The 25,282-nt window shown below is 42.1% G+C and carries 18 protein-coding genes; 14 read left to right on the top strand and 4 right to left on the bottom strand.

What is annotated here, in order from left to right; all coding sequences use genetic code 11:
- The first annotated feature begins 30 nt into the window (after positions 1-30).
- Positions 31-789: an imidazole glycerol phosphate synthase subunit HisF gene (gene hisF / locus Q7J63_RS16655; protein WP_304887760.1), complete on the top strand. Its 759-nt coding sequence runs from the start codon at positions 31-33 to the stop codon at positions 787-789.
- A gap of 272 nt (positions 790-1,061) precedes the next feature.
- Positions 1,062-1,670, top strand: coding sequence for a bifunctional phosphoribosyl-AMP cyclohydrolase/phosphoribosyl-ATP diphosphatase HisIE (gene hisIE / locus Q7J63_RS16650; protein ID WP_304887758.1), 609 nt, complete (start codon positions 1,062-1,064; stop codon positions 1,668-1,670).
- 44 nt (positions 1,671-1,714) lie between these two features.
- Here hisIE and Q7J63_RS16645 read toward each other — a convergent pair whose 3' ends face one another.
- The 3 genes from Q7J63_RS16645 to Q7J63_RS16635 all read right to left on the bottom strand — a co-directional run bounded on the left by Q7J63_RS16645 (position 1,715) and on the right by Q7J63_RS16635 (position 5,642).
- Positions 1,715-2,266: an N-acetyltransferase gene (locus tag Q7J63_RS16645; protein WP_019597717.1), complete on the bottom strand. Its 552-nt coding sequence runs from the start codon at positions 2,264-2,266 to the stop codon at positions 1,715-1,717.
- A 645-nt stretch (positions 2,267-2,911) separates the two neighbouring features.
- Positions 2,912-4,336 carry a PAS domain-containing sensor histidine kinase gene (locus Q7J63_RS16640; protein WP_304887756.1) on the bottom strand — a complete coding sequence of 475 codons (1,425 nt, stop codon included), beginning with the start codon at positions 4,334-4,336 and terminating at the stop codon, positions 2,912-2,914.
- Positions 4,254-5,642, bottom strand: coding sequence for a sigma-54 dependent transcriptional regulator (locus tag Q7J63_RS16635; protein ID WP_304887754.1), 1,389 nt, complete (start codon positions 5,640-5,642; stop codon positions 4,254-4,256). The genes Q7J63_RS16640 and Q7J63_RS16635 overlap by 83 nt, the downstream gene beginning before the upstream one ends.
- Before the next feature lie 588 nt (positions 5,643-6,230).
- On the opposite strand from Q7J63_RS16635, the gene Q7J63_RS16630 reads away from it, so the two are divergent.
- From Q7J63_RS16630 to Q7J63_RS16615, 5 genes are all read left to right on the top strand, one after another.
- Complete coding sequence (locus tag Q7J63_RS16630; RefSeq protein ID WP_026333619.1) at positions 6,231-7,481, top strand: efflux RND transporter periplasmic adaptor subunit; 1,251 nt, start codon at positions 6,231-6,233, stop codon at positions 7,479-7,481.
- Positions 7,482-7,741: 260 nt separating this feature from the next.
- Positions 7,742-8,095 (top strand): four helix bundle protein, encoded by a 354-nt coding sequence (locus tag Q7J63_RS20900; protein WP_019597708.1) that lies wholly within the window; start codon positions 7,742-7,744, stop codon positions 8,093-8,095.
- A gap of 150 nt (positions 8,096-8,245) precedes the next feature.
- The gene (locus Q7J63_RS16625) at positions 8,246-8,944 is read left to right on the top strand and encodes an ABC transporter ATP-binding protein (RefSeq protein WP_019597707.1); all 699 of its coding nucleotides are present in this window, start codon (positions 8,246-8,248) and stop codon (positions 8,942-8,944) included.
- A gap of 169 nt (positions 8,945-9,113) precedes the next feature.
- Positions 9,114-11,411, top strand: a complete 2,298-nt coding sequence (locus Q7J63_RS16620; protein WP_304887751.1) for an ABC transporter permease — start codon at positions 9,114-9,116, stop codon at positions 11,409-11,411.
- Between the two features lie 59 nt (positions 11,412-11,470).
- Positions 11,471-13,840, top strand: a complete 2,370-nt coding sequence (locus Q7J63_RS16615; protein WP_304887749.1) for an ABC transporter permease — start codon at positions 11,471-11,473, stop codon at positions 13,838-13,840.
- 507 nt (positions 13,841-14,347) lie between these two features.
- Here Q7J63_RS16615 and Q7J63_RS16610 read toward each other — a convergent pair.
- Positions 14,348-14,599, bottom strand: a complete 252-nt coding sequence (locus tag Q7J63_RS16610) for a hypothetical protein (protein ID WP_304887747.1) — start codon at positions 14,597-14,599, stop codon at positions 14,348-14,350.
- 462 nt (positions 14,600-15,061) lie between these two features.
- Here Q7J63_RS16610 and Q7J63_RS16605 point away from each other — a divergent pair, with 462 nt between their 5' ends.
- The 7 genes from Q7J63_RS16605 (at position 15,062) to Q7J63_RS16575 (ending at position 25,157) form a co-directional block, all read left to right on the top strand.
- On the top strand, positions 15,062-15,604 hold the full coding sequence (locus tag Q7J63_RS16605; protein WP_019597701.1) for a hypothetical protein: 543 nt from the start codon (positions 15,062-15,064) through the stop codon (positions 15,602-15,604).
- 66 nt (positions 15,605-15,670) lie between these two features.
- Positions 15,671-16,801, top strand: a complete 1,131-nt coding sequence (locus Q7J63_RS16600) for a S9 family peptidase (RefSeq protein ID WP_031327001.1) — start codon at positions 15,671-15,673, stop codon at positions 16,799-16,801.
- A 420-nt stretch (positions 16,802-17,221) separates the two neighbouring features.
- The gene (locus Q7J63_RS16595) at positions 17,222-18,886 is read left to right on the top strand and encodes a carboxylesterase/lipase family protein (protein WP_304887743.1); all 1,665 of its coding nucleotides are present in this window, start codon (positions 17,222-17,224) and stop codon (positions 18,884-18,886) included.
- A gap of 329 nt (positions 18,887-19,215) precedes the next feature.
- Positions 19,216-19,395 (top strand): hypothetical protein, encoded by a 180-nt coding sequence (locus Q7J63_RS16590; protein ID WP_304887741.1) that lies wholly within the window; start codon positions 19,216-19,218, stop codon positions 19,393-19,395.
- Between the two features lie 411 nt (positions 19,396-19,806).
- Positions 19,807-22,206 carry an ABC transporter permease gene (locus tag Q7J63_RS16585; protein WP_304887739.1) on the top strand — a complete coding sequence of 800 codons (2,400 nt, stop codon included), beginning with the start codon at positions 19,807-19,809 and terminating at the stop codon, positions 22,204-22,206.
- Positions 22,207-22,516: 310 nt separating this feature from the next.
- Positions 22,517-24,934, top strand: coding sequence for an ABC transporter permease (locus Q7J63_RS16580; protein WP_304887738.1), 2,418 nt, complete (start codon positions 22,517-22,519; stop codon positions 24,932-24,934).
- Positions 24,935-24,995: 61 nt separating this feature from the next.
- Positions 24,996-25,157, top strand: a complete 162-nt coding sequence (locus Q7J63_RS16575; protein WP_304887736.1) for a hypothetical protein — start codon at positions 24,996-24,998, stop codon at positions 25,155-25,157.
- Positions 25,158-25,282 lie beyond the last annotated feature (125 nt).

The following is a 25,282-nucleotide window of genomic DNA, read 5'->3' as shown; positions in this document are numbered from 1 at the left end:
CCTTTGTTCAGATTTTGCATTTACAAAAATATGTTGACAAAAAGAATCATCCCCTGCTTGGATATCAAGGAAGGCAGAACCGTAAAAGGAGTCAATTTCATCCAATTGAGGGATGCGGGGGATCCGGTCGAGTTGGCCAAAATCTACTCCGACGAAGGAGCAGATGAGTTGGTTTTCCTGGACATCACCGCTACAGTGGACAAGCGGAAAACATTGGTGGAGCTGGTGACGAAAGTGGCCAAGGCCATCAACATTCCGTTTACAGTTGGCGGAGGAATTTCCACCGTGGAGGATGTCAAGGTTTTGCTCAACGCCGGCGCGGACAAAATATCGATCAACTCAGCCGCTGTCAAAAACCCGGGAATCATCAATGAAATGGCGCGGGAGTTCGGCAGTCAGTGTATTGTGGTTGCCATCGATACCCGAAATGTAGATGGGATCGACTTTGTCCATACCCATGGAGGAAGAACGCCAACTCTTCTGGTCACCCAGAAATGGGCGCAGGAAGTTTGTGATCGGGGAGCAGGAGAGATCCTTTTGACATCCATGGATCATGACGGAACCAAGTCAGGTTTTGCCAATGAAATCACTGCCGAGATTTCGGCGATGCTGTCCATTCCCGTCATCGCTTCCGGAGGCGCGGGCAATATGGCCGACTTCAAGGATGTATTTACCTTTGGAAAAGCAGATGCCGCCTTGGCTGCCAGCATTTTCCATTTCAAGGAAATCCCGATACCGGAGTTGAAAAAATACCTCGACAAAGAAGGTCTGCCCATCAGAAGCCAATAGGTTGGCGCTTTCCCCGGTTTTCGGGACGGCTTTTTCAGTTGGTGAAGGTTTGAATAGGGAAATTAATTTCTGGATTTCTTAACCCAAACCAACAAATTGAAAATAGTCACCGCAAAAATACCCTGAAAAACAACCGGAATTGACCTTCGTATTCTGATTCATTTCTATCTTGCGGAGCAAAACCACAATTCAATATTTGCCGAAGGCACAATCCCTATAATTCATGCCAAAAGCAAATAGTATCAATAGACGCATTTCTTCTTACAATCCGAATGAATAATTTAACGATAGATTTCAAAAAAGTAGACGGCCTCGTGCCTTGTATCATCCAAGATGAGTCCTCCCAAAAGGTCTTGATGCTTGGGTACATGAACCAAGAAGCCATCGACAAAACGATAGAAACCGGAAAAGTGACTTTTTTCAGCAGGACCAAACAGCGGATTTGGACCAAGGGAGAGACTTCCGGGAATTTCCTGATGGTGAAATCCATCAAAATCGACTGTGATCAGGATACCCTTTTGATCAAAGCGGAGCCACTGGGACCGGTTTGTCACAAAGGTGACGATACCTGTTTTGAGGAGACCAATCGTTCCAAGACCTTTTTCATCGATGATTTGAGAACCATCATCAAGGACAGGAAAAACAATCCCACAGACAAATCTTATACCGCTTCGCTTTTTGCCAAAGGCATCAACAAAATCGCCCAGAAAGTGGGGGAGGAAGCGGTGGAAATTGTCATTGAAGCCAAGGACGACAACAAAGATTTGTTTCTCGGTGAAGCGGCAGACTTGATGTTTCACTACCTGATTCTGCTGGAAGCCAAGAATATTGAACTGGATGAGGTGATGGAAGTATTGATTGAGCGGCACAAAAAGAAATAGAAATCAGGGATTGGATTTCCGCTAGCTGGATAGAATTCACCAAATCATTTCCAATCCCAAAGGACAATGCTCCATTCTTCACTCAGGGGATCGGTGTAGCGATGGATTTCAGTGAAACCTACCCGCTGATGGGCTTTGAGTGAACGGTGGTTGCGGGTACTGACTTCGGTAATGGCAAAATCATAGTCCTGTTTGAAGGTATCCCGATAGTATTGGTAACCCTTGTCAAAGATCCCATTGCCCCGGTAGTGTTGGCCTACACAAACTTGTCCTACAACCAGATATTGGTATTCGGAGATTTTTTTACCTTTGAAATCAATTTTTTCAAAAAGATCAAACATCGGGATAAGGACTGGGACATCTTCCTTACAATCTACGGTCATCGCCAACACATATGCGGCCACAGCATCACCACCCATACCGATGACATGCGGGGCAAAATCATTCATTTTCTTGAGGTCTTCGAAACTGTGCAAGACATAGAGGAATCCCTGATCCAGGGAATTTAGACTGTGGATATGGTTTTCCTGCTGGAGTTTCAGGATGCCCAACAAATCTGAATCGGACAGGGCGGTTTTGAAGTTGATGGGATCCATGAAAGTGTAATCGATCAATGAGGTTTCTACTGTCCAATTTAGCAGATAAATTTGGAATTTTATTCTGTCATTTGAGGGGTGGAATTGAATTTTATTTTTTATAAAAAAGCCGATTTACCACAGGGCTGAAATTTCAGAATTATGATTTCCCGATTTTGTACAAGCAGTATTGATTTTGTAAGAATTGGGTTGAAAGACCAAATTCCCCAGTATTGGGCAAAAGGAGAGGACCGTTTAACCCGAAACATGCATTAGACTTCCTGTTAGGATTGTAACTAAAAGAAAATCAGAATATTGTGGTAAAAATGTATCATCCAATATGGTGAAGTCAAAAACAGAAAACAACCGACTGATTATTAAGCAATCTCAGACCGGAATAGAATTGATATTGCATAAAACGGGTTTAAGGATCTTTTCATTACGAGTACTAAAGCGATACCTGTTTGGAATTGATGGACATAAATGTTCTTTAAAAAAAACCTGTTTTTAATTATGCCCAATTGTGGAAGTGATATTTTTTTCAAAGAAATGGGCCGGCAGGCTGAAGAAATCCAAGATTCTGAGTTTTCAAAGGTCCATTGGTTTATTGGCAAGGTAGCGGACATCCATTGTCCTGTTTCAGGCAAATAAATTGAATATTCGATTCTAGCCAAACTTCAGCACAAAAACAGTTTTTACGTTGGGCTCTGAAACCACTTCAAGGTTTCCTTTGTGCAGGTTCATGATTTGTCTGGAAATGGCAAGTCCAATGCCGCTACCGGATTTTTTGGTGGTGTAAAATGGAACAAAAATTCTTTCCAAAGCCTCAGGTACGATTCCTTCTCCATGGTCGATGACCTGGATATATGGAATGGAATGGTTGTCAATCCCAGCGATTAGCATGATATTTCTGTTTTCGGCCTTTTCCATTGCTTCCTTGGCATTCTTGATGAGGTTGATCAAGATCATCTGTATAAGTTCCAAATCTGCCATTATTTCCAATTCGGCGGGATTTACCGTACAACTTAATTTGATATTGGCATTTGCCAGATCTTCTTTCAGCAATACATAAAGCTTTTCAAAGAGCGCCTTTGCCCGGAATTTCGCTAAGATAGGCACTGGAATATTCGTGTAATCCCGGTAAGCATTTACAAAATCAACGAGTCCCGCACTTCTTTTGGAGATGGTTTCCAGACCTTCACTGAGGTCTAAATAACTCTCTTTGTTCAGTTTCAAAGCATCTTCTTCCTCGACCACATCTTCTTCCAATATGGTTCCCAAAGAATTGGCCAGACTGGCAATGGGGGTCATGGAGTTCATGATCTCGTGACGCAATACCTTCGTCAGGTTTTGCCAGGCCTGTAATTCGTTTTTCTGCAATTCAGATTTGATGTTCTGAAAGGAGAGGAGCGTCCAACTTGTACCCTCTTTTTTGAAGGCTGCAGATTGGACATTGAGATGGAGATCAGAATTGATTTTCATGGAAAATGAACCCTCGGGCTTGAGTTGCAAGACACTGTTCAACAAGTCCACAGACAATTTCCCCAAATCCCCAATGTCCTTGAATTGATGGATCTGCAACAGCTGCTTGGCTGCCCCGTTGATGACGCCGATTTTCCCTTCACTATCAAATGAAAGGATTCCAGTATTGATATGTTGGATCATGATTTGGAGGAAAAGCATATTTTCCTCCTTTTCTGCCCGCGTTTTTTTGAAAGCCTCGATCACCTCATTGAAGGACACATTCATCTCCTTGAAGGAACTTCCGAGTTTGCTGTCCTTTGTAAAGGAGGAAGAAAAATCAGAGTAGCGAATGGATTCCAAAAACCTGGTGATTTTTCTGTTGGTGGTATTTCCGTAGGAGATCAAATTGATCACCTGGAAAATGACAATAACAGAAAAAAGTGTCGCCTGAACAATGGATTGCTCTTTGATAAAAAAATACATTCCGATATATACCATGGCGCAGATCAGAATGATCCGTGAAATGATACCAAAAGCAAACGACTTAAAGCCCATATCTTTCCAGTCTTCGGTACAATGATGACCGTGTAAGTCCCAATTCTTCTGCGGCACGTGTGATATGTCCATTGTGTTTGTGAAGTGCCTTTCGAATCAGGATCTTTTCCACGTCCTCTATATTCAGATGGTCCAGGCTGACCAAATCCTCCTGTTTCTCCATCATTATTGCTTTTTGGATAAAAAGATCCTCCGGCTGGAGTACACTGTGGTTGGTCATGATGACTGCACGCTCTATGCTGTGCTGCAGCTCCCTGATATTCCCGGGCCAATGGTATTTTTGCATTCTTTTGATCAGGGCTTCACTTGCCTTTCGAATGTCCTTGTTGTATTTTTTTGAATAGAGCTCAATAAAATGATTGGCCAATAATGGAATGTCTTCCAAGCGTTCTTTGAGCGAAGGCAAACGGATTTCAATCGTGTTGATCCTATAGAGAAGATCCTGCCTAAAAGTGTTTTCAAAGATCATACTATTGATAGGCATATTGGTGGCCGAAATCAGCCTGATATTTATCTGCACGGGTTTGTTGGATCCTACCCGTGTCACTTCTCTGTTTTGGAGCGCTGCCAAAAGTTTTGCCTGCAGGGGCAAGGGTAAATTCCCTATTTCATCCAGGAACAAGGTTCCTTTGTTGGCCTGTTCAAATCGACCTGTACGGTCTTCTTTGGCATCGGTAAAGGCCCCTTTTTTATGTCCAAAAAGTTCGGATTCAAACAAAGTGCTTGTGATAGATCCCAAATCCACGCCGACGAATGCTTCTCGGTGCCTTTTGGAATGTCTGTGGATTGCCCTGGCAATGAGTTCCTTTCCTGTTCCGTTTTCTCCCAAAATCAATACATTGGCATCCGTTCCTGCAACGCGTTCAATGGTTTCGAAAACCTTTTGCATGACGGCACTTTGCCCGATGATGTCTTTGAACTTGCGGTCAATGTCTTGATACAGTTGTTGGTTCTGGTTTCTCAACTCATGGACCTCCATTTTGGATTGCCGCAACTGCAAGGCAGCATTCAAGGTGGCCAAAAGCTTTTCGTTTTCCCAAGGCTTGAGCACAAAGTCAGTGGCCCCTTCCTTGATTGCTTTTACCGCTGTATTGACGTCGCCATATGCCGTGATCAGCACAACGACGGCGGACGAATCCAAGGTCAATATTCTGTCCAGCCAATAGAAACCTTCCTGACCGCTGCTGACATCCTTGGTAAAATTCATATCCAACAGGATTACATCATATTGCTCATTCACCATCAGGATGGGCAATAAATCCGGATTCGTCTCCGTATCGACTTGGCCAAAATGCCTTTTCAAAAAGATTTTGGCAGCTTTCAACAAGTCCTCATTGTCATCGACAACAAGTATTTTACCTGATTTTTGTTCTTTCATAGGTGCATTGAAAAGGGGGAAATGGAAGACCTTAGACCGAAAATGTTCCTTGAATTAACCCGAAATAGGCAATGGGTTTCCAAATAGGTTTGAAGTTGAAAGAAAATCAGACTATTTGGAGAATAACGCATTTCACCGATGTGGTGAAGGAAATACTTGTAGATAACGGACTGGTTTTTAATCAATTTTTGGATGGAATAGAATTGGTTATGCATATACGGGTTTAATGTTTTCGGATTCCTTGCATCGGTCATTATGGATACTGCTTTTTGATTTGCTTGATGGAAAGATTTCTTTTACCATTCTCCCTTCATTTTGCCAATTCCTATACCGAAATGATCCAATTGGAGAAAATAATACCAAATGACGCCAAGAGGCTTAATTTAACCCTTTTTTGGTGCTAAATATTGGACGCCCCGATTTTTGAATTGTCCATGTAAACAAAATTTTGGTCGCTGGCGGACAAATTTGTTCGAAAAAAACGGGGCTAAATATGGAAATAGTTCTTATTCAGGTCAAATTCATGGTTTTTGGCATGGCATATTAATTGGCAATGGGATATCATCTGAATTAATCAGCTTGAATAAAATGGATCGAAAAATAGAGAAGAAGATTTGGACACCTAAATTCATCGCCTTGGTCGCAGCGGGTTTCCTTCTGCTGGGTTTTGTCGTGTACCAATTGGTTTTTGCAGATGGCCGGTCATCCATGAACGTAAGCATGGAGAGGATCACGATTGCGACAGTAATTGAATCTGAGTTCACGGATTATATTCCGGTGAGCGGGAACATAGAACCTGGTGAGGTTTTTTTCCTGGATGCACTGGAAGGTGGGAATATCCAGAAAGTGGTAAGAGAGTCTGGAGCCATGGTCAACATTGGAGATACCATTTTGATCATGAACAATTCCAATCTTCAACTGGACGTGATGCAGCGCGAAACCGACCTTTATTTTCAGATCAACAACCTTAGGCAAACCAGATTGCTTTTGGACCAAAACAATCTCCAACAACAAGGGCAATTGGCGGAAATCGATTACCAAATCAACCTGCTGAAACCCCAATATGAACGTTTTAAAACCCTTCATTCGAAAAAATTGATTTCAGATCGGGAATTGGAAGAGGTAAAGGAGCAATATGAATACAATGTGAAAAGGCAAAAACTTACCTATGAATCCTTCAGAAATGATTCCATGGCTCGGTCCATCCAGAAGCGACAACTGCGGGATTCTGAGGCAAGAATGGAACAATCCCTTTCCGGAGTGGGGCATATTTTGGATAATTTGGTGGTTAGGGCGCCGATTAATGGACAACTTTCAACCGAGCAGATCGAAGTAGGACAATCCATCAGTGCAGGACAGCGGTATGGACAAATTGATATTTTGGATCGGTTTAAAGTCCGCGTTCCAATCGACGAACTGTACTTGCCTCGGATCAATTTGGGTCTGAGGGGCACTTTCACCTTTTCCGGAAACAATTATGAACTTGAAATCAACAAAATCTATCCAACCGTAAGTGCCGGGAGATTCGAAGTCGACATGATATTTACAGGAGATGTCCCGACAGGAATCAGAAGGGGACAGACCGTTAGGATCCGCTTGGAACTTGGTGAAAGCGAGCAGGCATTGCTCTTGCCGACCGGAGGATTTTACAAAGACACAGGGGGGAATTGGGTTTTCGTAGTCAATCCCCAAACCGGAAAAGCGGAAAGAAGAAACATCAGACTCGGCCGCAAAAACCCCGAACACTATGAAGTCCTAGAAGGACTCAGCGCAGGAGAAAAAGTGATCGTCTCAGGCTATGAGAATTTCGGGAAGAATGAGGTGTTGAATTTGAAGTAGGGGGGGGAGACGGGAGTTGGAAGACGGAAGACTGGAGACGGAAGACTGGAAACGGGAGACGGGAGATAGGTGATGAATTTGGGATGACCGAGTTACTGAATAAGGGATTGTACATGGAATAAGTGGTGTTTTCATTTTAGAATTCTGATTACAGTTTATATATAAATAAACGTTTAAGTTAATTGCTTCAGCATAAAGAGTTTGTAGTAAATGGTAGATTGATTATCTAAAACCATTTTCAAAACAACAAGCTGATACTTATGAAATTTAAATTTGAGAAATTAATCATTTGGCAGAAGGCCATGGATTTCGGGGAGCATATCCATCAATTGGTGCTGAAATTTCCGAATTATGAAATGTTCGGATTATCATCTCAATCACGGCGTGCCGCAGATTCCATTGCTTTGAATCTTGCGGAAGGTTCCATTGATCAGTCTAATCCCGAACAAAAAAGATTTGTGGCATATTCCATTAGGTCATTGGCTGAAGTAATCACATGTTTACACAAGTCCAAAAGGCGAAATTATATTACTGAGGATGAATTTGAATGCATTTATGAGGAAGCCTTTAATCTCATGAATATGATGGTAAGTTTTAAAAGAAGTATCAAATAAATAATCAATTCCTTGGAAGAATAAATGTTATCAAAACGCCAATTTAAACTGGAACGAGACAAAAAGTGTCAACTAAAATCAGGCAATGTTATTCCGTCTTCCGTCTCCTGTCTTCCGTCCTAAACAATTAAAATCCTAAATCAGCATTCCATGCAAAACATCATCAAAACCGTCAATCTCCGTAAGCTCTACACCACTGAGGAAGTAGAAACCACAGCTTTGGATGATATCCAAATCGAAATCAAAAAAGGGGAATTTGTGGCCATTATGGGACCCTCGGGTTGTGGCAAATCAACTTTGCTCAACATCATTGGTTTACTCGACAACCCGGATTCGGGGGAGTATTATTTCCTTGAAAAGGAAGTGGCCCGGTTTTCAGAAAGACAACGGTCTCAACTCCGAAAAGGCAATATCGGATTTGTGTTCCAGAGCTTTAACCTGATCGATGAACTGACCTGCTTCGAAAATGTGGAACTTCCGCTTCTCTACCTGAAAGTTCCGGCTGACGAAAGGAAGCAAAAGGTGGAAGCAGTCCTCACCCGCATGAACATCATGCATCGGAAGGACCATTTTCCCCAGCAACTATCCGGCGGACAGCAGCAAAGAGTTGCCATTGCCCGTGCCATTGTGGCCAAACCTTCCGTAATCCTGGCCGATGAACCTACGGGTAACCTGGATTCTGCAAACGGCGAAGAAGTGATGAGGCTTTTGGAGGAACTGAACAACGAAGGGACCACCATCGTGATGGTGACCCATTCTCCCCACGACGCCAACTATGCCCACCGCATCATCAACCTGTTTGATGGGAAAGTGGTGACGGAAAATATCAGGGAGCAATTTCATATTTGATTGAGATAGACAAATGGCAAATGAGGGGGAATAGGTTTTTTCCAAATTCCCCATCGGTCATCTGTCTTTTAATTTACATCTGTCATTTCTTCACCGTTTCCAGACCACTATGTTCACCAACTATCTAAAAATCGCATTAAGGGGCTTTAAGAGGCAAAAGCACATCTTTTTGATCAATTTATTTGGTTTGGCTTTTGGAATGGCTTCTTTGATTCTTATTCTCCTTTGGGTAGCGGATGAATGGCAGGTCAACCGGGGTTTTCCAAATGGATCGGAAATCGTGCAGATCATGACCAACCACGACAATTCCGGTGGTATGGTAACTTGGGATTCAGGTCCTGGTTTGCTTCCCGAATCGTTGGAAAAGAATTTTTCGCAAGTGAAAATGGCGGCTGCTGCATCATCCTTTATACCGGACGTTTCATTCAAATTAGATGAAAAGGAAATAATCCAAAGCGGAAAATTTGTTGATCCCAATTACTTTGAAATCTTCAGTTTGGAGGTTTTGGAAGGCAATGAACATCCTCTTACTGACATCAATTCCATTGCTCTTTCGGAATCAATGGCAGTCCAATTATTTGGGTCTGTTTCGGCAGCGTTGGGGAAATCACTAGATTGGAAAGTGTTTGACTTTACCAATTATGTGCAGGTGGATGCAGTTTACAAAGACTTTTCAAATCAATCGATCCATAAACCTGGGTTTTTGCTTCCTTTTGACTACTTCAGAAAAATGCTTGGTCAGGGGATCCATTGGGACAACCACAATACAGAAACCTATCTATTGCTGACCGAAAACACTGATTTAACCGATTTCAATGCACAGATTGGAGGTCATATCCAATCCAATCTGGCTACTTCCAATGTGACGATTTTTGCCCAACCCTATCAGGATAGATACTTGTTTGCAAAATACGAAGATGGAAAGATCGCCGGTGGCAGGATTGATTACATCAGGCTTTTTCTTGCCATTGCATTGTTCATTTTGATCATTGCCTGTATTAATTTTGTGAACCTGGCCACTGCCCGTGCGATGACCCGTCAAAAGGAAATCGGAGTCAAAAAAACATTGGGAGTGGGGAAATTTGCCCTTTGGTCACAGTTTATGACTGAGTCCCTTTTACTTTCATTTTTCGGATTGGCTTTGGCAATAGTTCTGGTTTTTTTGGCACAACCTTTCTTCAACAGCATCACGGCCAAAGAGATAAATTTGGTTTTCAATGGGTATTCAATCTCCTTTTTGGTAGGAGTATGGTTGATTACAGGTTTTTTGGCAGGAATTTATCCCTCTTTTTATCTTAGCAAGTTCAAGCCCATTGCCGTGCTGAAAGCTCAGGAAAAGGGAAGTATCAAAGAATTGATTGCGAGAAAGGGGCTAGTTGTGTTTCAGTTCACGCTTTCCCTGCTCTTGATTATCGGGGTTTTGGTTCTGGACAGGCAAATGGATTTTATCCAAAACCAAAGTTTGGGCTACCGACAAGACCATTTGTTGGAGATCAAACCGGGAGGCTTGGGCACGGATCAGTTACAATCTTTTTTGACGGAAACAAAAAGAATACCTGACATCGTGAATGCATCCAGTATTTCCCATCCTTTGGTTGGGCTTAGGAGTGCCACGATTGGGTTGTCATGGGAAGGGAAAAATCCCAATGAGGAAGTTAAGTTTGAGAACATCACCGTGGATATCGGATTGATCGAGACCATGGGTTTTGAAATGGCTGAAGGAAGACCCTTTTCGATTGATTTTGGGGAGGAAAAAAGCAAAATAATTTTGAATGAGGCTGCCGTCAAGGTTATTGGAATGCTAGATCCAGTAGGCAAAACAATAAACCTTTGGGGCAAGGACATGGAAGTGATCGGTATTGTAAAAGACTTCCATTTTGAGTCTTTGAAAGAAACTGTGAAACCGGCATTCCTAAAGTATGACAACAGCTTTGTGGAAAAAATCATGGTCCGCCTCAATGCCGAAAATCAGAACGAAACGATCAAAAAAATAGAAGAACTTTACCGTGGATTCAGCGCGTCTGCCATGGATTATGCTTTCATGGATGAGGATTACCAATCCTTGTATCAAGCGGAACAAAGGACCGCCTTGCTCGTCAAATATTTTGGCAGTATTGCGATTTTCTTGTCATGCCTCGGACTTTTTGGATTGGTGACTTTTACCGCAGAGCGAAGGAAAAAAGAGATTGGAGTAAGGAAGGTCATGGGCGCCTCAGTCCTTAGTATTTTGGGATTGATTACAATGGATTTTATTCAGTTGGTGATGTGGGCTGTTTTTTTGGGAGTCCCGATTGGGTGGTATTTCTCTTCAAAATGGCTACAAACTTATGCCTTCCAGACTCACCTGAGTGGTTGGCTATTTGCCGGATCTGCGGCAATTTTATTGGTTATGGCACTGATTACCGTCAGTTTTCAGGCTTTCAAAGCAGCTTCCACCAATCCGGTTAATTCCCTGAGTTCCGAGTGATCATCTTATATCTGTTTTCAGCCTGAAGATGAACCAAATCTATATAAACGATACCCACTATGTTTAAAAACTATCTCAAAATCGCATTAAGAGGTTTTTTCAAGCAAAAATTGACCTTCTTTATCAACCTCTTCGGCTTGGCGCTGGGTCTTTGGGCAGCGATCCTGATTGGTCTTTGGGTCAAAAGTGAATTGAACATGAACCGTCATTTTACCGAAATCGATCAGGTTTACCGGATTATGGAACATCAGAGATACGGGTCTGATATTTTTACCACCACGTCTACGCCGGGGGTTTTGGCCAAGGAACTTAAGAATGTGTATCCCGAAGTAGAAAGGGCAGCTACTTTTTCATGGAATGAAGAGAATCTTTTCGTGAATGGAGAAACCAAAATCAAATTGGACGGACTATATGCGGGCGAAGATTACTTGCATATCCTCCAGTATGATATGCTTCACGGGGAACGGGAAACGGCACTTTCTGAGAAAAGCCATATTGTTTTGACCAAAGAAGCGGCTATCAAATTATTTGGAAAGACAGACATTGTTGGGGAATCGGTTTTGATGAAAGAGTCGGATGGGGAATCTTCATTTATAGTTCAGGGGGTTTTGGAATCTTTACCCACAACCAGCAACGACAATTTTGAATTTTTACTTCCCTTTGAATTTTTGTCAGACAAAGGCTATAATTCCTGGATGAAAGATTGGGGAAACAATGGCCCAAGCACTATTGTGAAATTGAATAAGGAATCTGATTGGAAAGCTTTTTCGGCTAAACTCGAAAATTTTATACTAGAGCGAAACGCGGGCAGCAATGTCAAGCTTTTTGCCTATCCACAAAAAGAATTGTACCTCCATGGCAAATTCAAAGATGGGATCCAGCAAGGTGGAAGAATTGAGTATGTGAAGTTATTCTCCTTAATCGGATTGTTTGTGTTGCTGATCGCCTGTATCAATTTCATGAATCTTTCTACAGCAAAATCCCAAAAAAGGGCGAAGGAAGTTGGGGTTAGAAAAGTGGTAGGTGCCGAAAAAGGTGCCTTGGTCAAACAGTTTTTGAGTGAGTCGCTCCTGATTACTTTGTTTTCTTCCATCTTGGCATTGTTGCTCGTGGAGCTGACTTTACCGGTATTCAATGAGCTGACCGGAAAAACCATGCAAATCCCTTATGTGGATGCGTATTTCTGGATGCAATATCTTGGTGTTATTCTGGTTACCGGGCTGGTTGCGGGGAGCTATCCTGCTTTTTACCTCTCTGCGACCAAGGTGGTTTCTGTTTTCAGAAGCCATAGCAAGTCAAGCAAAGGCGTTGTTATTGCGCGTAAAGGTTTGGTTTTGTTCCAGTTTATTTTGGCCACCATTCTGATAGTTTCCACAGTGGTGGTTTATCAACAGATCAGTTTCGCCCTGAACCAGAATTTGGGATATGACAAAGAACAGCTTTTGGTGGTGCCGCTGGAAGGGAGGCTGATGGATAATTATGAAGTATTTAAAAATCGGATTGATCTAAACCCTGGGGTTCAGTCGATCAGCAGGTCCACGCATTCTATGCTGGGTAGGAATTCCAATACGGGGGGCGTCAACTGGGAAGGAAAAGACCCTGACTTCTCAGCCCTTTTTGAAATTATGCGGGTAGATTATGGTTTTTTGGGTACGATGGGATTCCAGTTGATCAAAGGAGAGGATTTCTCCAAAGATAAAGGAGCAGATTCCATCCAAGGTGCGATTATCAATAAAAGAGCCTATGAACTGATTACTGAAAACAATCCCGAAGCGGTGTCATTCACTCTTTGGGGTTCGGACAGAACGATAACCGGCGTAGTTGAGGACTTTCACTTTCAAAGTTTTCATCAAGTGATGGAGCCTGCTATCCTTTTGCTGGATCCTACTTTTGCGAGTCGTGCGTTTATTAAAGTTGGGACGGCAGATATTCAAAACACGATTGCTTCTATCAGAGGTATCGCGGAGGAAATCAACCCGGATTTCCCTTTTCAATATACTTTTATGGATGAAAATTATGCGCGAATGTACCATGAGGATGTGAGGATCAGGGATTTGGCGAAGTACTTCAGTATCCTGACGATATTAATTTCCTGCCTGGGATTGTTCGGTTTATCCGCGCACATTGCCGAGCAAAAAACAAAAGAAATCGGAATCCGAAAAGTATTGGGAGCATCCACTTTATCTATCCTAAATGTCATCAATAGGGAATTTATCACCATTGTTGCTGTTTCTATTGTCATCGGCTCCGGGGTGGGATATTGGTTGATGCAGGATTGGTTGTCAGGATATGCTTACAAGATCGATTTTGAATGGTGGTTTATCCCATTGGCTGCAGGCGTGATTTTATCCATCGCCTACCTGACGGTCACCATGCAGGCACTCAAAGCAGCACAAATCAATCCGGTGGATTCACTGAAAGGGGAATGATAGAGGAAAAAGAATTTTACCCCTGTGATGCAGTGTCATTTCTGCTGAAGGCTGAAATCACTTAATAATCAGTCGGTTGTTCACTGGTTTTGTCTTCACGATAGCGGTTTGCCGACTTATTCACCCAATTGTCTGATTTTCTTGTGGTTTCAACACCATTTAGAAACAAAATGTATATTTCGGGATTAATTGATGGCGAAGGTGTATTGGTTGTTTTCGCTTCAAAAAGGTGCATCTGTTTTCAAACTCTTCGCCATTTAGGGATTGAAAGCAAATGCCCTTTGGGTTTTATTGTACGATAATAAAAATAACCGATTCCATATTTGGTATGCTTTATCAGGTAACCTGAAATCTTTTATGTTAAAAGTATCGACCTGGAGAAATAAAGAACAGCAAAAAAGGCCGATGATTAAGGACTTTCAATCTGTAACAGGTTTGCCTAACAAGGATTTAATTCATGGCACAGTGTAGGATTATTGCAATAGGTGAATCAGGTAATTCTCTATATCATTCATTTTTCTTTTCCCTTTCTTTTTTCTCAATTCTTTTTTTTATTTCCTTCCTCCAAATCAGATAGAGTATAAAAATGATCAACGGAATGACAATGAATATCACCACATTACTGGTCTCTGAAAAATCCACCGGACCTCTGGGTTTTGGGATTTCACGCTGTGTTTGGGCGATGGATTGAAATACCGTGAGGATTGAAAAGAAGAACATCAGCAGTGCTATGGGGTAAAATTTCTCGAGTGCTTTCATTTTTATTTGATATGGGTATTCCTTGATAGGATCATCCGCTATTGTATCCGTAAAATATATTGTCTGCTACTGAAAATAATTTGGGGACGAAACTGCCAATTAAGGTTCCTAGCAGGGATCTTCTGGGTTTTGGTAGCCACTATTGGCAATATTGCGCAAATACATCTTGCCTAATATACCGAAAAAATCATTTTCTATGAAATCGAATTGTCATTCCTTTAACCCGAAATATGCTTTAGGTTTCCAAATGAGATCGAAACTGAAAGAAAACCAGCCTATTGGGAGACTAATTTTTGAGATCAATTGGGTGAAGTCAAAAACAATCAGCAAATAATTGAACATCAGTTCATAATAATATTGAATTGAGTTCTTAATGCATAAAACGGGTTTAACAAACTAAAACACTGCAACCGCAACCGGTTTGAATTAAATCCGTAATTTGAACTTAAAACCTTCAAAGCTATGAAATCCATTCTGCCTTTAGTTTTCTTTTTGTTCGCGGTCGTCTTCAACACCAATGCCCAGATAAATGCTGTATGGTCAATTCCAAAGCAGGAACTTATTTTTGGAGACAAACAGGCAGAAATGGCTAAAATGTGGATTGATCCGGGATTTAGATTTGCGGACATCGAATTTCAAGATAAATCCTTTCGGGTTTTTTTTCACAGGAATAAACCAATATTAAAAAAGGCAAGAATAGTGGATAATGAAACCCAGATGGAGGTGGCAAGAGGTAGGGGTGATTTTTTTTGGGGATCGGCCCGTTTCATTTTTGAGACTGGTGAAAATATCAAGGTATTGCGAAAGAGAAATCCAAATGGGTATGAAATCATAGGGCCATACGGGACACTTTTTAAAGTTGAAAATCATGGAATCAGTCCGGTCAAGATTTTTAATGAAAAGGATTTTCTTGCACAGGCTTTTTTCATATTTGATAGGATCAAGGATACTCAGACCCCACCTGCTGAAGTTATTATGCAAATGAATCCAATACCGGCGTATTAGATAGGTGGATTTTTACCAATAAGGGGGATAAATAAATAAGCCAGTTAGCCAACAACTAAGCCCATTATGAAAACAAAAAGAATAGCAGTCAGCATGGGGATTTCTTTCGGAGTATTGGCAATTGGACTAATTGTATTTTTTTCCTTCAAAACTTCCATAAATAGACCGCAGGAACCATCAAAGCCATATCCATACTACACAGAAGAAGTTACTTTTGAAAACATCCAAGCCCAGGTCACCTTAGCTGGAACACTAACATTACCCTCGGCAGCAGGAAACTATCCGGCCGTTATTTTGATTTCCGGAAGCGGTGCCCAAAACAGAGATGAAGAAATTTCCGGGCATAAACCTTTCCTGATCATTGCAGACCATTTAACAAAACATGGAATAGCCGTTTTAAGGTATGACGACAGGGGTGTTGCAAAATCCACGGGTAACTTCAAAGAAGCAACAACTGCCGATTTTGCATCTGACGTTGCCAGTGCTGTAGATTTTCTAAAAACAAGGGTTGAGGTAGATAGAGACAAAATTGGGCTTATTGGACATAGTGAAGGAGGTTTAATTGCGCCTATGGTCGCATCTAATTCTAAAGATGTAAGTTTCATTGTTTTGCTTGCTGGTCCTGGAATTGAAATTAATAAAGTCCTTCTGACGCAGCAAGAATTAATTTCAAGGGCAGATGGTATTTCGGAATCTGACATAAAAGAATTTATACTACCAGTACACAAGAAGGCATTTAAAATGATATCAATGTCTACAGATGGTCGTACATTGAAAACTGACTTAGCTAGACTTATCGAAGAAACCTATGATATCACTCCTACTAACCTAATTTCGTTAAATATGACCAGGGAGCAGGTTGTATCAACTCAATCAGATAAGTGGTCATCGGAATGGTTTAGAAATTTCCTGAAGTACGATCCTGCAACAATACTAGAAAAGGTCACTTGTCCCATTCTAGCCTTAAATGGAGAAAAGGATTTGGTGGTGACACCTAAAGAGAATCTATCAGGAATTAGTAACGCACTAAAGAAGGGAGGAAATACAAACGTGACGGTCAGGGAGTTGCCAAATCTTAATCATCTTTTCCAGAACTGTGAAACGGGATCCCCTGCTGAGTATGCTAAGATTGAAGAAACATTTTCACCCATAGCATTAAAGGAAATGGCAGATTGGATTTTAAAGCAAGTAGAATAGTGCGTTGGCTAACATCACCTTGGATCCAGCGGGCGGATTGGTGTAAATATGAAAAGCAGTATATTTAAGAAGTTAGGAGTAATATTGAATCGAACGTTTCCGAATGCCTACCGTATCCAAGCTGAATCACGTTGGTATTGATTTCTGTCGCCTGCCTCGGGCTCCTCAAATTGGAAGAGCGATTTGAAATTCATTCCTCCTGACAAATTCAAGGGCATACCTTTTTGATTTCTTTGTGCAGCATTTTTTTGGTTGTTTTTCCAAATAATTCCGGGGAAAGATATCCTAATGAACAGTGGACTTGTGACCTATAATGGCACAATATGGTATGCTTTTTTCTAAAATGTGATGATTGGTTAGGAATTGAATTTCTATTTACACAAATTGAGACAATAGATTCAACCCATAACCTTAAACCTAATGAAAAATAATCGTCGACAATTTTTGCAGAAAATCGGACTGGGTACTGCCGGTATCGCTGCGGTACCTTTTGTGACACAAGCCTCCGTCACTTATTCTAAAAACATTGCCCCAGATGAAGATCAATTCCTCCAAATCGGGGATGAAATAGCGGTTGCGGAAACGGCATTTGGAAAGATACGGGGATATAAACTCAATGGTGTCTTTACTTTTTTGGGTGTGCCTTATGGAGACAATACTGCAGGGAAAAACCGTTTTATGGCGCCCCAAAAACCAGAGAAATGGGAAGGTGTCAAGGACACGATTTGGTGGGGAAATACTGCCCCACAGATCATGGACAATAGGTACGCCAATGTCCATTATTCCTTTGCCGATCACTGGAATTACGATGATGTCAGTGAAGATTGCCTGAAACTCAATGTTTGGACAAATGCCCTTGCGGACGGGAAAAAGCGTCCGGTCCTGGTCTGGCTTCACGGTGGAGGATTTACCAATGGCAATGGGATCGAACAGGATGGATACCACGGTGAAAATTTTGCCAAAAACGGTGACATGGTTTTTGTTTCCATCAACCACCGTCTAGGACCGATCGGATTCACGGATTTATCCGGGGTGGGAGGGAGTAAATACGCCAATTCCGGAAATGTGAGCATGTTGGACATCATCGCTTCCCTGCAATGGGTGAGGGAAAACATCGCCAACTTCGGCGGTGATCCGGGAAATGTCACCATCATGGGGCAGTCCGGTGGAGGGGCCAAGGTTACCGCAACGATGTCCATGCCAGCTGCAAAAGGATTGGTCCACAAAGGTATTGCGCTGAGTGGCAGCATGCTGACTGCCAATGACCAGGAATACAGCCGGAAATTGGGGCAATTTGTGATGGAAGAGGCGGGACTGTCACCTGCTAATTTGGATAAACTGCAGGAAATTCCTTGGAGGGAATACCTCGATGTCGCCAACAAAGCGATGGAAAGGATGCGGAAAGAGTTCCCACAAGTTGGCTTTAGGGGTGGTTTTGCTCCTGTGGCCGATGGGGTCAATATTCCAAAAGGTGAATTTTTCTCCAATTCAAACGGGCCAGAAGCCGAAATGCCTTTGATGATCTGCACCACTTTTCATGAGTGGAGTGCAACCAGGGCCAATCCGCAATTGGAAGCCATAGATCTGAATGGTGCCATTGAGCAACTTAAACCAAGGTTTGGGGACAAAACCTCCGAAATCGTCCATGCTTATCAAGCCAATTTCCCCTCAAAGAAACCTGCCGAAATCATGGCTTTGGTCGCCTCCAACCGCCAAGGTGCAGTCGCCTGTGGCAATGCCAAAGCCAAACAAAAGGCCCCGGTGTATATGGCTTGGTTTGGATGGGAACCCAATCTGTACAATGGCCGAATGCGTGCTTTCCATTGTATTGACATCTGTTTTTGGTTTGAAAATACAGACAGGATGTACACCCATACCGGTGGTGGAAAACGTCCCAAACAGTTGGCTGATAGGATGTCTTCTTCTCTCTTGGCCTTTATGAAAACAGGGAATCCCAATGCAGGAACATTGCCAAATTGGCCAAAATTTACGGCTGAAAAAGGTGAAACCATGGTGCTGAACGACACCTGTGAAGTCAAAAATGACCCGGATAGGATAGCAAGAATGACTTTGCCGCAGGCATAGAAAGTTATGATTTTAGCGTGAAATGGAATTCAAAAGATTGTCAGGAGCATCCCTGACAATCTTTCTTGCTTTTAGATCCTGCACCACGGAGTGTAAAATCTTTTATTTTCACTTTATAAACTTTTCAAGCTTTCGCCTGTCCCCGAAAATAATATGTTCGGCTTATTCCAGCGTATTGTTTTCAAATAGGTTGAAAATTTGAAAATCAATGATTTGCATTGGATTATCAAGTAGAAGAGGATATACAATTTCTTTCCCACTATTGGATTTTGCATCGTCCTTTTGGGAATACCAATTTTAATAAACTAATTGCTATAACCCATATCGCTATGCCCATTCCAACAGCGCCTGAAAAGCAGGATATCAATATGGAGGCGAACATCCATAACCGAAGGCAATCCCTCCAATACAAGGTGGAATTGTGTTACGGTGAGGATTGTAAAAACCGCAGGGTAACTGAGCGGACTGCATTTCAGAAATGCTTTCCAAAGAGAATCCCAATAGTCTGATTTTCTTTGGTTTCAACCCCAATGGTAAAGCCAATGGTTATTTCGTGTTTAAGGCAAAATGACGTGGGCAGCTCTGAATCAACTTTTGTTTCAAAGAATAAAAATTCACCAACCAACACTTTTTACTTTATCACGAATGAAAAAGTTTCGCCCGAATGCGGACAACTTTGTTCGCTATTTACAGCCTTATCCTTTACAAACCCTGAATCTAACGAATTTGAAGCCTTTTTGATTGGCACAGATCTGGTAAAAAGTCAATTAGGAATATAAAATTGATCTGGAAGATAGTCTGGGTACCAAACCAAAACAAAACATTGGCAATCCTGGCTGATTTCCTCAAGGGTGATTCATTAGGTTGCCTTCGAAACCCATGCCTATAGCCAAAGTTTGAAAAGATAAAACGAATTGAACATGTGGGAAAATTATTTTAAAGTTTCATTTCGAAACCTGACAAAACGGAAGCTTTATACAGGGATCAATATTTTGGGGCTGACAATTGCCATTGTGAGTTTTTTGACGATTTCTCTGTACATCCAACATGAATTGAGTTATGACAAAATGTACACAGATGCGGACAGGATTTATAAATTCAACCAAGAGTTTGTGGCAGCTGGGGAAAGCCAATTTGCAGGAACAACACCCTCCCAATTGGTTCCCACATTGATGGAGGAAATACCTGAGGTGGAAGTAGCTACTTTGGTTTTTGATCTGAGTATTTTCACCTCAGTGATGATTGACAATGGAGAGGGGAATCAGGAAGAGTCGAAGGTTGCATTCGCAGATGAAAACTTCTTAAAGGTTTTTGATTTTGAAATGCTGGCAGGCAATCCAGACTTGGCATTGAAAGAACCCAATCAATTGGTTATAACAGAAAGCACTGCAAAGAGGTATTTCAAAAACACCAATGATGCGATAGGGAAAATCCTCAAAGTGGATGGCAAAGACTATTCGGTCACTGGTGTAATGTTGGACTTTCCTTCCAATAGTCATTTGGATTTTGATTTTCTTGCTTCTTTCAAATCCCACCGTCATGGCATCAATCCGGAATGGTCTCCTTCCAACTATTACAGTTATGCCAAATTGAGACCAAATACAGACCTTGATGCTTTTTCCGGGAAAATGGACCAAATGATCGAAAAACATATGGGGGAGACCATGAGGTCCAATGGATTCAGCAGTTCTTTTCATTTTCAACCTGTATCATCCATTCACCTAGGAGACAGCCAACTCAAATCCCTTAAACCCACCTCAGATATCAAATACCTATATATTTTTGGTATTGTGGCCGTGTTGCTGATTTTTATTGGGATCATCAATTATGTGAATTTGGCGACTGCTGAGGCCTCTGAAAGAAGGAAGGAAGTCGGGCTGAGAAAAGTGATGGGGGCTGACAGGTTGCAATTGTTTGGTCAGTTTATTTCCGAATCCTTTATTCTGACCTTTTCTGGGATTGTATTCAGTCTATTGGTGCTTTTTTTCAATTCAGGATCATTTGAGGGTATTTCAGGAGTACCAATCCGATTTGATTTGCTGATGACCCCTGTTGGCATTGGGGTAATCATAGGATTATTATTGGTAATTGGTTTTTTGTCAGGATTCTATCCTGCAATGATCCTTTCCGGCATGGAACCCCTGAAGGCTTTGGGGAAAAACATTCATTTTGGCCGCGGCGGTTGGCTGCGCAAAGGTTTGGTCGTTTTCCAGTTTTTTGTTTCCATTGGCTTATTGGTGGCGACTTTGATTGTTCAGCGTCAATTGGATTACATGCAGTCTGTCAATCTAGGATATGACCGAGAGGAAGTAGTTGCCCTGACCTACCACTACAACATGCGTAATGTGGTAGGAGGATTCAAAAATGAATTGCTCAGGACCGGGAATGCCCAATCTGTTGCCTTGGCTGCCGATATGCCGATTTTTATCAAAGCAGGATATAAAATTTTCCCCGGTGGAGACAATGATAAAGAAATGATGATTACCGGTTATTCTGTGGATCCGGATCTGATCAAAACCATCGGATTGAAAATAGAAGCCGGGGAGGACTTTGCGGAAAATGAATTGACCCGAACCGAAGCTTTCAAACAAAAAGCAGAACATTCAGTGATGTTGAATGAAGCAGCCGTCAAGGAACTTGGCTGGACCCCGGAAGAGGCAGTTGGAAAAAAATTGGATTTTGGGGATGAACCCACCTATGTCAAGGCTGTAGTCGGGGATTTTTATTTCAATTCTTTGCACCATCGCGTTGGCCCAATGGTGATCATGGTCGATCCGGACCAAGCCAATGTGATTTTGGTAAAACTACCCAAAGGCAATCCAACAAAATATTTGGCAGGAATGGAAAGTATTTGGAAAACCCTTGCCCCAGGAAGACCATTCAATTACAAATTTATCGATCAGGAATATGCGCAGATGTATAAGTCTGAGCAAAAAGTCGGTGCCATCTTCAGTGTCTTTTCCGCCATTGCCATCTTCATCGCCTGTATGGGACTGTTTGGATTGGTATCCTATGTGGCTTTGAGAAGAACAAGAGAGATAAGCATCAGAAAGGTCCTTGGAGCCAAAGTTTCTGATGTGCTCAAAGTTCTTTCAGCAGATTTCTTTGTCCTGCTAGGGATTTCAGCTGTTATGGCCGTCATGTTCGGGATTTGGTTTTCAAACCAATGGCTCCAAGGTTTTGCTTATAAAACAGAAGTATCTCCATGGATTTATATCCTTGCTATCCTTTTGGTAAGTGTCATTTCTGTTTTGACAATCGGATACAGGACAGTGAAGGTGTTTGTTCAGAATCCAGCCAAGACGCTGAAAGATGAGTGAGGGGAGGAAGAAGTGAGTCCCTGAAGCTGAATGAGACACAAGAGGCAAGATTCATAGGCAAGAAATAAGATGTGGGATGCAAGAGATAAGACATAAAAATAAAGGGGTAGTTCTCCTTTCGGCTCGATCCTTTGACTTGGCTCGGGATCCATGCTGAGAATCCTTACAACAGCTAATAGAAATTGAAACCTAACCGGACCTTCGGAAAAATCTATAGGAAAACAACAATTCCCATGCTCAAAAACTACTTCAAAATCGCCTTCCAATATGACAAGTTCAATATCTTTTCACTTTTCCATCGTTCAACGCCATGCTTAAAAACTACCTTAAAATCGCCTGGAGAAACCTTTTGAAAAAGAAGGCTTACTCCTTTATCAACATCTTTGGGCTGGGTCTGGGGATGGCCTGTTGTTTCATGATATTTATGTTTGTGCAGGACGAGTTGTCATTCGATTCCTATCATGAAAAAGCTGACCGGATTTATAGATTGACCCATGGGAGGCTGGCATCTAAGGATCAGCCAGAAAGCGCAAGTATCAATCCCTTTTGGGTCTGGGGCAATGCACCGGTGGGACCTGCGGTTCAAAGTTATTTTCCCGAAATCGACAAGGTGGTGCAGTTTTCAGGAAGCTCAGATATATTGCTGACAGATGGCGAAAACTCCTATCAGGAAGAAGGGGTGTTTTTTATGGATTCAACCGCCTTTGACATATTTAGCTGGAAAATAATCAAAGGGGATCCAAAAACCGCATTGACTGCGCCGTACAGCATGGTGATGACAGAGAGTACTGCCAAAAGGTATTTCGGAGATGAAGATCCTATTGGTAAAACGATGAAAGGAAGTGACTCACCGGGTAGGTCAAATTCTGGTGATTATACAGTTACGGCTGTTATTGCGGATGTGCCCGCCAATTCTCATTTCAATTTTAACATGCTGCTATCATTGAGCACGTTTAGGTTATCAAACCCTGATATTTTTGATTGGTGGGGCTATGTAGACATTTACACTTATTTTTTAGTGAACGACAACTTTGACCGTGGGTCATTTGAACAGAAAATACCTGCCTTTCTTGCCGCAAGACAAGATGATCCGCTTTACACCATCAAGGTAGAAAAGATGGAAGATTTTTACCTGGGATCCGATGCTGACAGACAACCTGGAGAGACAGGGAGTTTGTCCAACATCTATGTGTTTTCGGTGATCGGTATCTTCCTACTTGTCATTGCGATGATCAACTTTATGAATTTGTCTACCGCAAGATCCATGGAGCGTGCTAAGGAAGTCGGTATACGAAAATCCATTGGAGCAGACAGGAGTCACTTGATTTTCCAATTTTTGGGAGAATCCATTATTATCGTATTTCTGGCCATGGTGGCTTCCATGTTTTTTATATCGGTTGCGATGCCCTTGATGAACAGCATTACAGGCAAAGAAATGGAATTGACAGCATTGATGAGTTGGCAAATCGTTCCAGCATTCATCGGGATTTTGTTTTTTGTGGGGATCTTGGCAGGTTCCTATCCTGCTTTCGTATTGTCAGGATTTAGGCCAGTGCAGATTTTGAAGGGAATCTCAGTTGTGGAAAGCGGTGGAGTAAATCTCCGAAAAGGATTGGTGATATTCCAGTTCAGTCTGTCCATCATATTGATAGCAGGAACTCTGATTGTGTATTCCCAAATGAATCACTTGCTTGACAAAGACATGGGCTTTGACAAGGAACAGATGTTGGTCTTGGATTACAACTATGATGAAAGGGTCAATGTCAGATCCAGTGTTTTAAAGGCCGAAATGGAGGCAAATCCTGCTATCCTTTCTGCGGCTTTTTCCAGAAGCGTTCCAGGCGGCTATTTTCCAAATGCAGGGACAGATATTCAGAATATCGACGGTGAAATGACAAATATGGGACAGGCGATTTTCCAGGTGGGGATAGATTTTATAGACCATTTTGATATGGAGCTGGTGGCTGGGAGAAGCTATTCGAGGGATTTTCCATCGGATTCAACATCAGCTTTGGTGATCAACGAAGCGGCAGCACGGCAATATGGCTATGCCAACCCAGCTGACATTGTGGGGAAAAAATTTGATCAATGGGGAAGATCCGGGGAAGTGATCGGCGTGGTGAAGGATTTTAATTTCATTTCCCTACACCGCAAAATTGAGCCTTTGACCTTGCCATTTGAAGCCTATGCAAGTCGTTTCCTTTCGCTCAAAGTGAAGTCTGACAATATGGAAAAAACCCTCGCAGAAGTCGAGGAAGTTTGGAAAAAAATTGCACCCCATAGGCCTTTTCTATATAGCTTCTTGGATGAGGATTTTGCCAAACAGTACCAGACAGATTTCAAGTTCAGACAGCTATTTACTGTCTTTGCGGTTTTGGCCATCTTGATAGCCAGTTTGGGTCTGTTTGGATTGGCTACTTATACGGCAGAAATCCGAACCAAGGAAATCGGGATCAGGAAAGTGTTGGGTGCAGAGGTTTCCAGTATTGTGGCCTTGCTGTCCAAGGATTTTATCCAATTGGTCTTGGTGGCAATCGTGATTGCAACCCCGGTCGCCTGGTATGTGATGAACAGGTGGTTGGAAGGTTTTGCCTACCAAGTAGAAATAGGTTGGTGGATCTATCCATTGGCCGGACTTGTGGCTGTAATTGTGGCGATGGTGACCATCAGTTCCCAAGCTGTCCGGGCAGCGATGCTCGATCCGGTGAAAAGTTTGAAGAGCGAGTGAGTTGAATAATAAATATCCAATAACAAGAATTTTATAGATTGATTATTCAAAGACAAGAATCATGAACACTGGAGAAGAATCTACTTATCTGGTTGCCAAGCGACAGCAACAAGGAACAGAAGGCCTGTCTACTGTGGTGGAACCATTTGATTTACAGCATTTCAATAAATACATCATGTGCAATTTGCGAAGTCATTTTGACTATGGGGAAAGAATCATTTAAAGCAGCGATAAGAAATCCCGCAAAAACCTATAAACCCGAAATATGCTTTTGGTTTCCAAATGAAATCGAAACTACAAGAAAATCAGCCTATTGGGAGACAAATTCCTGACACCAATAGGGTGAAG

Origin of the sequence: Rhodonellum sp., from assembly GCF_030656585.1 — a bacterium.
GTDB lineage: Bacteria > Bacteroidota > Bacteroidia > Cytophagales > Cyclobacteriaceae > Rhodonellum > Rhodonellum psychrophilum.
This window is presented reverse-complemented; position numbering and strand designations above follow the sequence as displayed.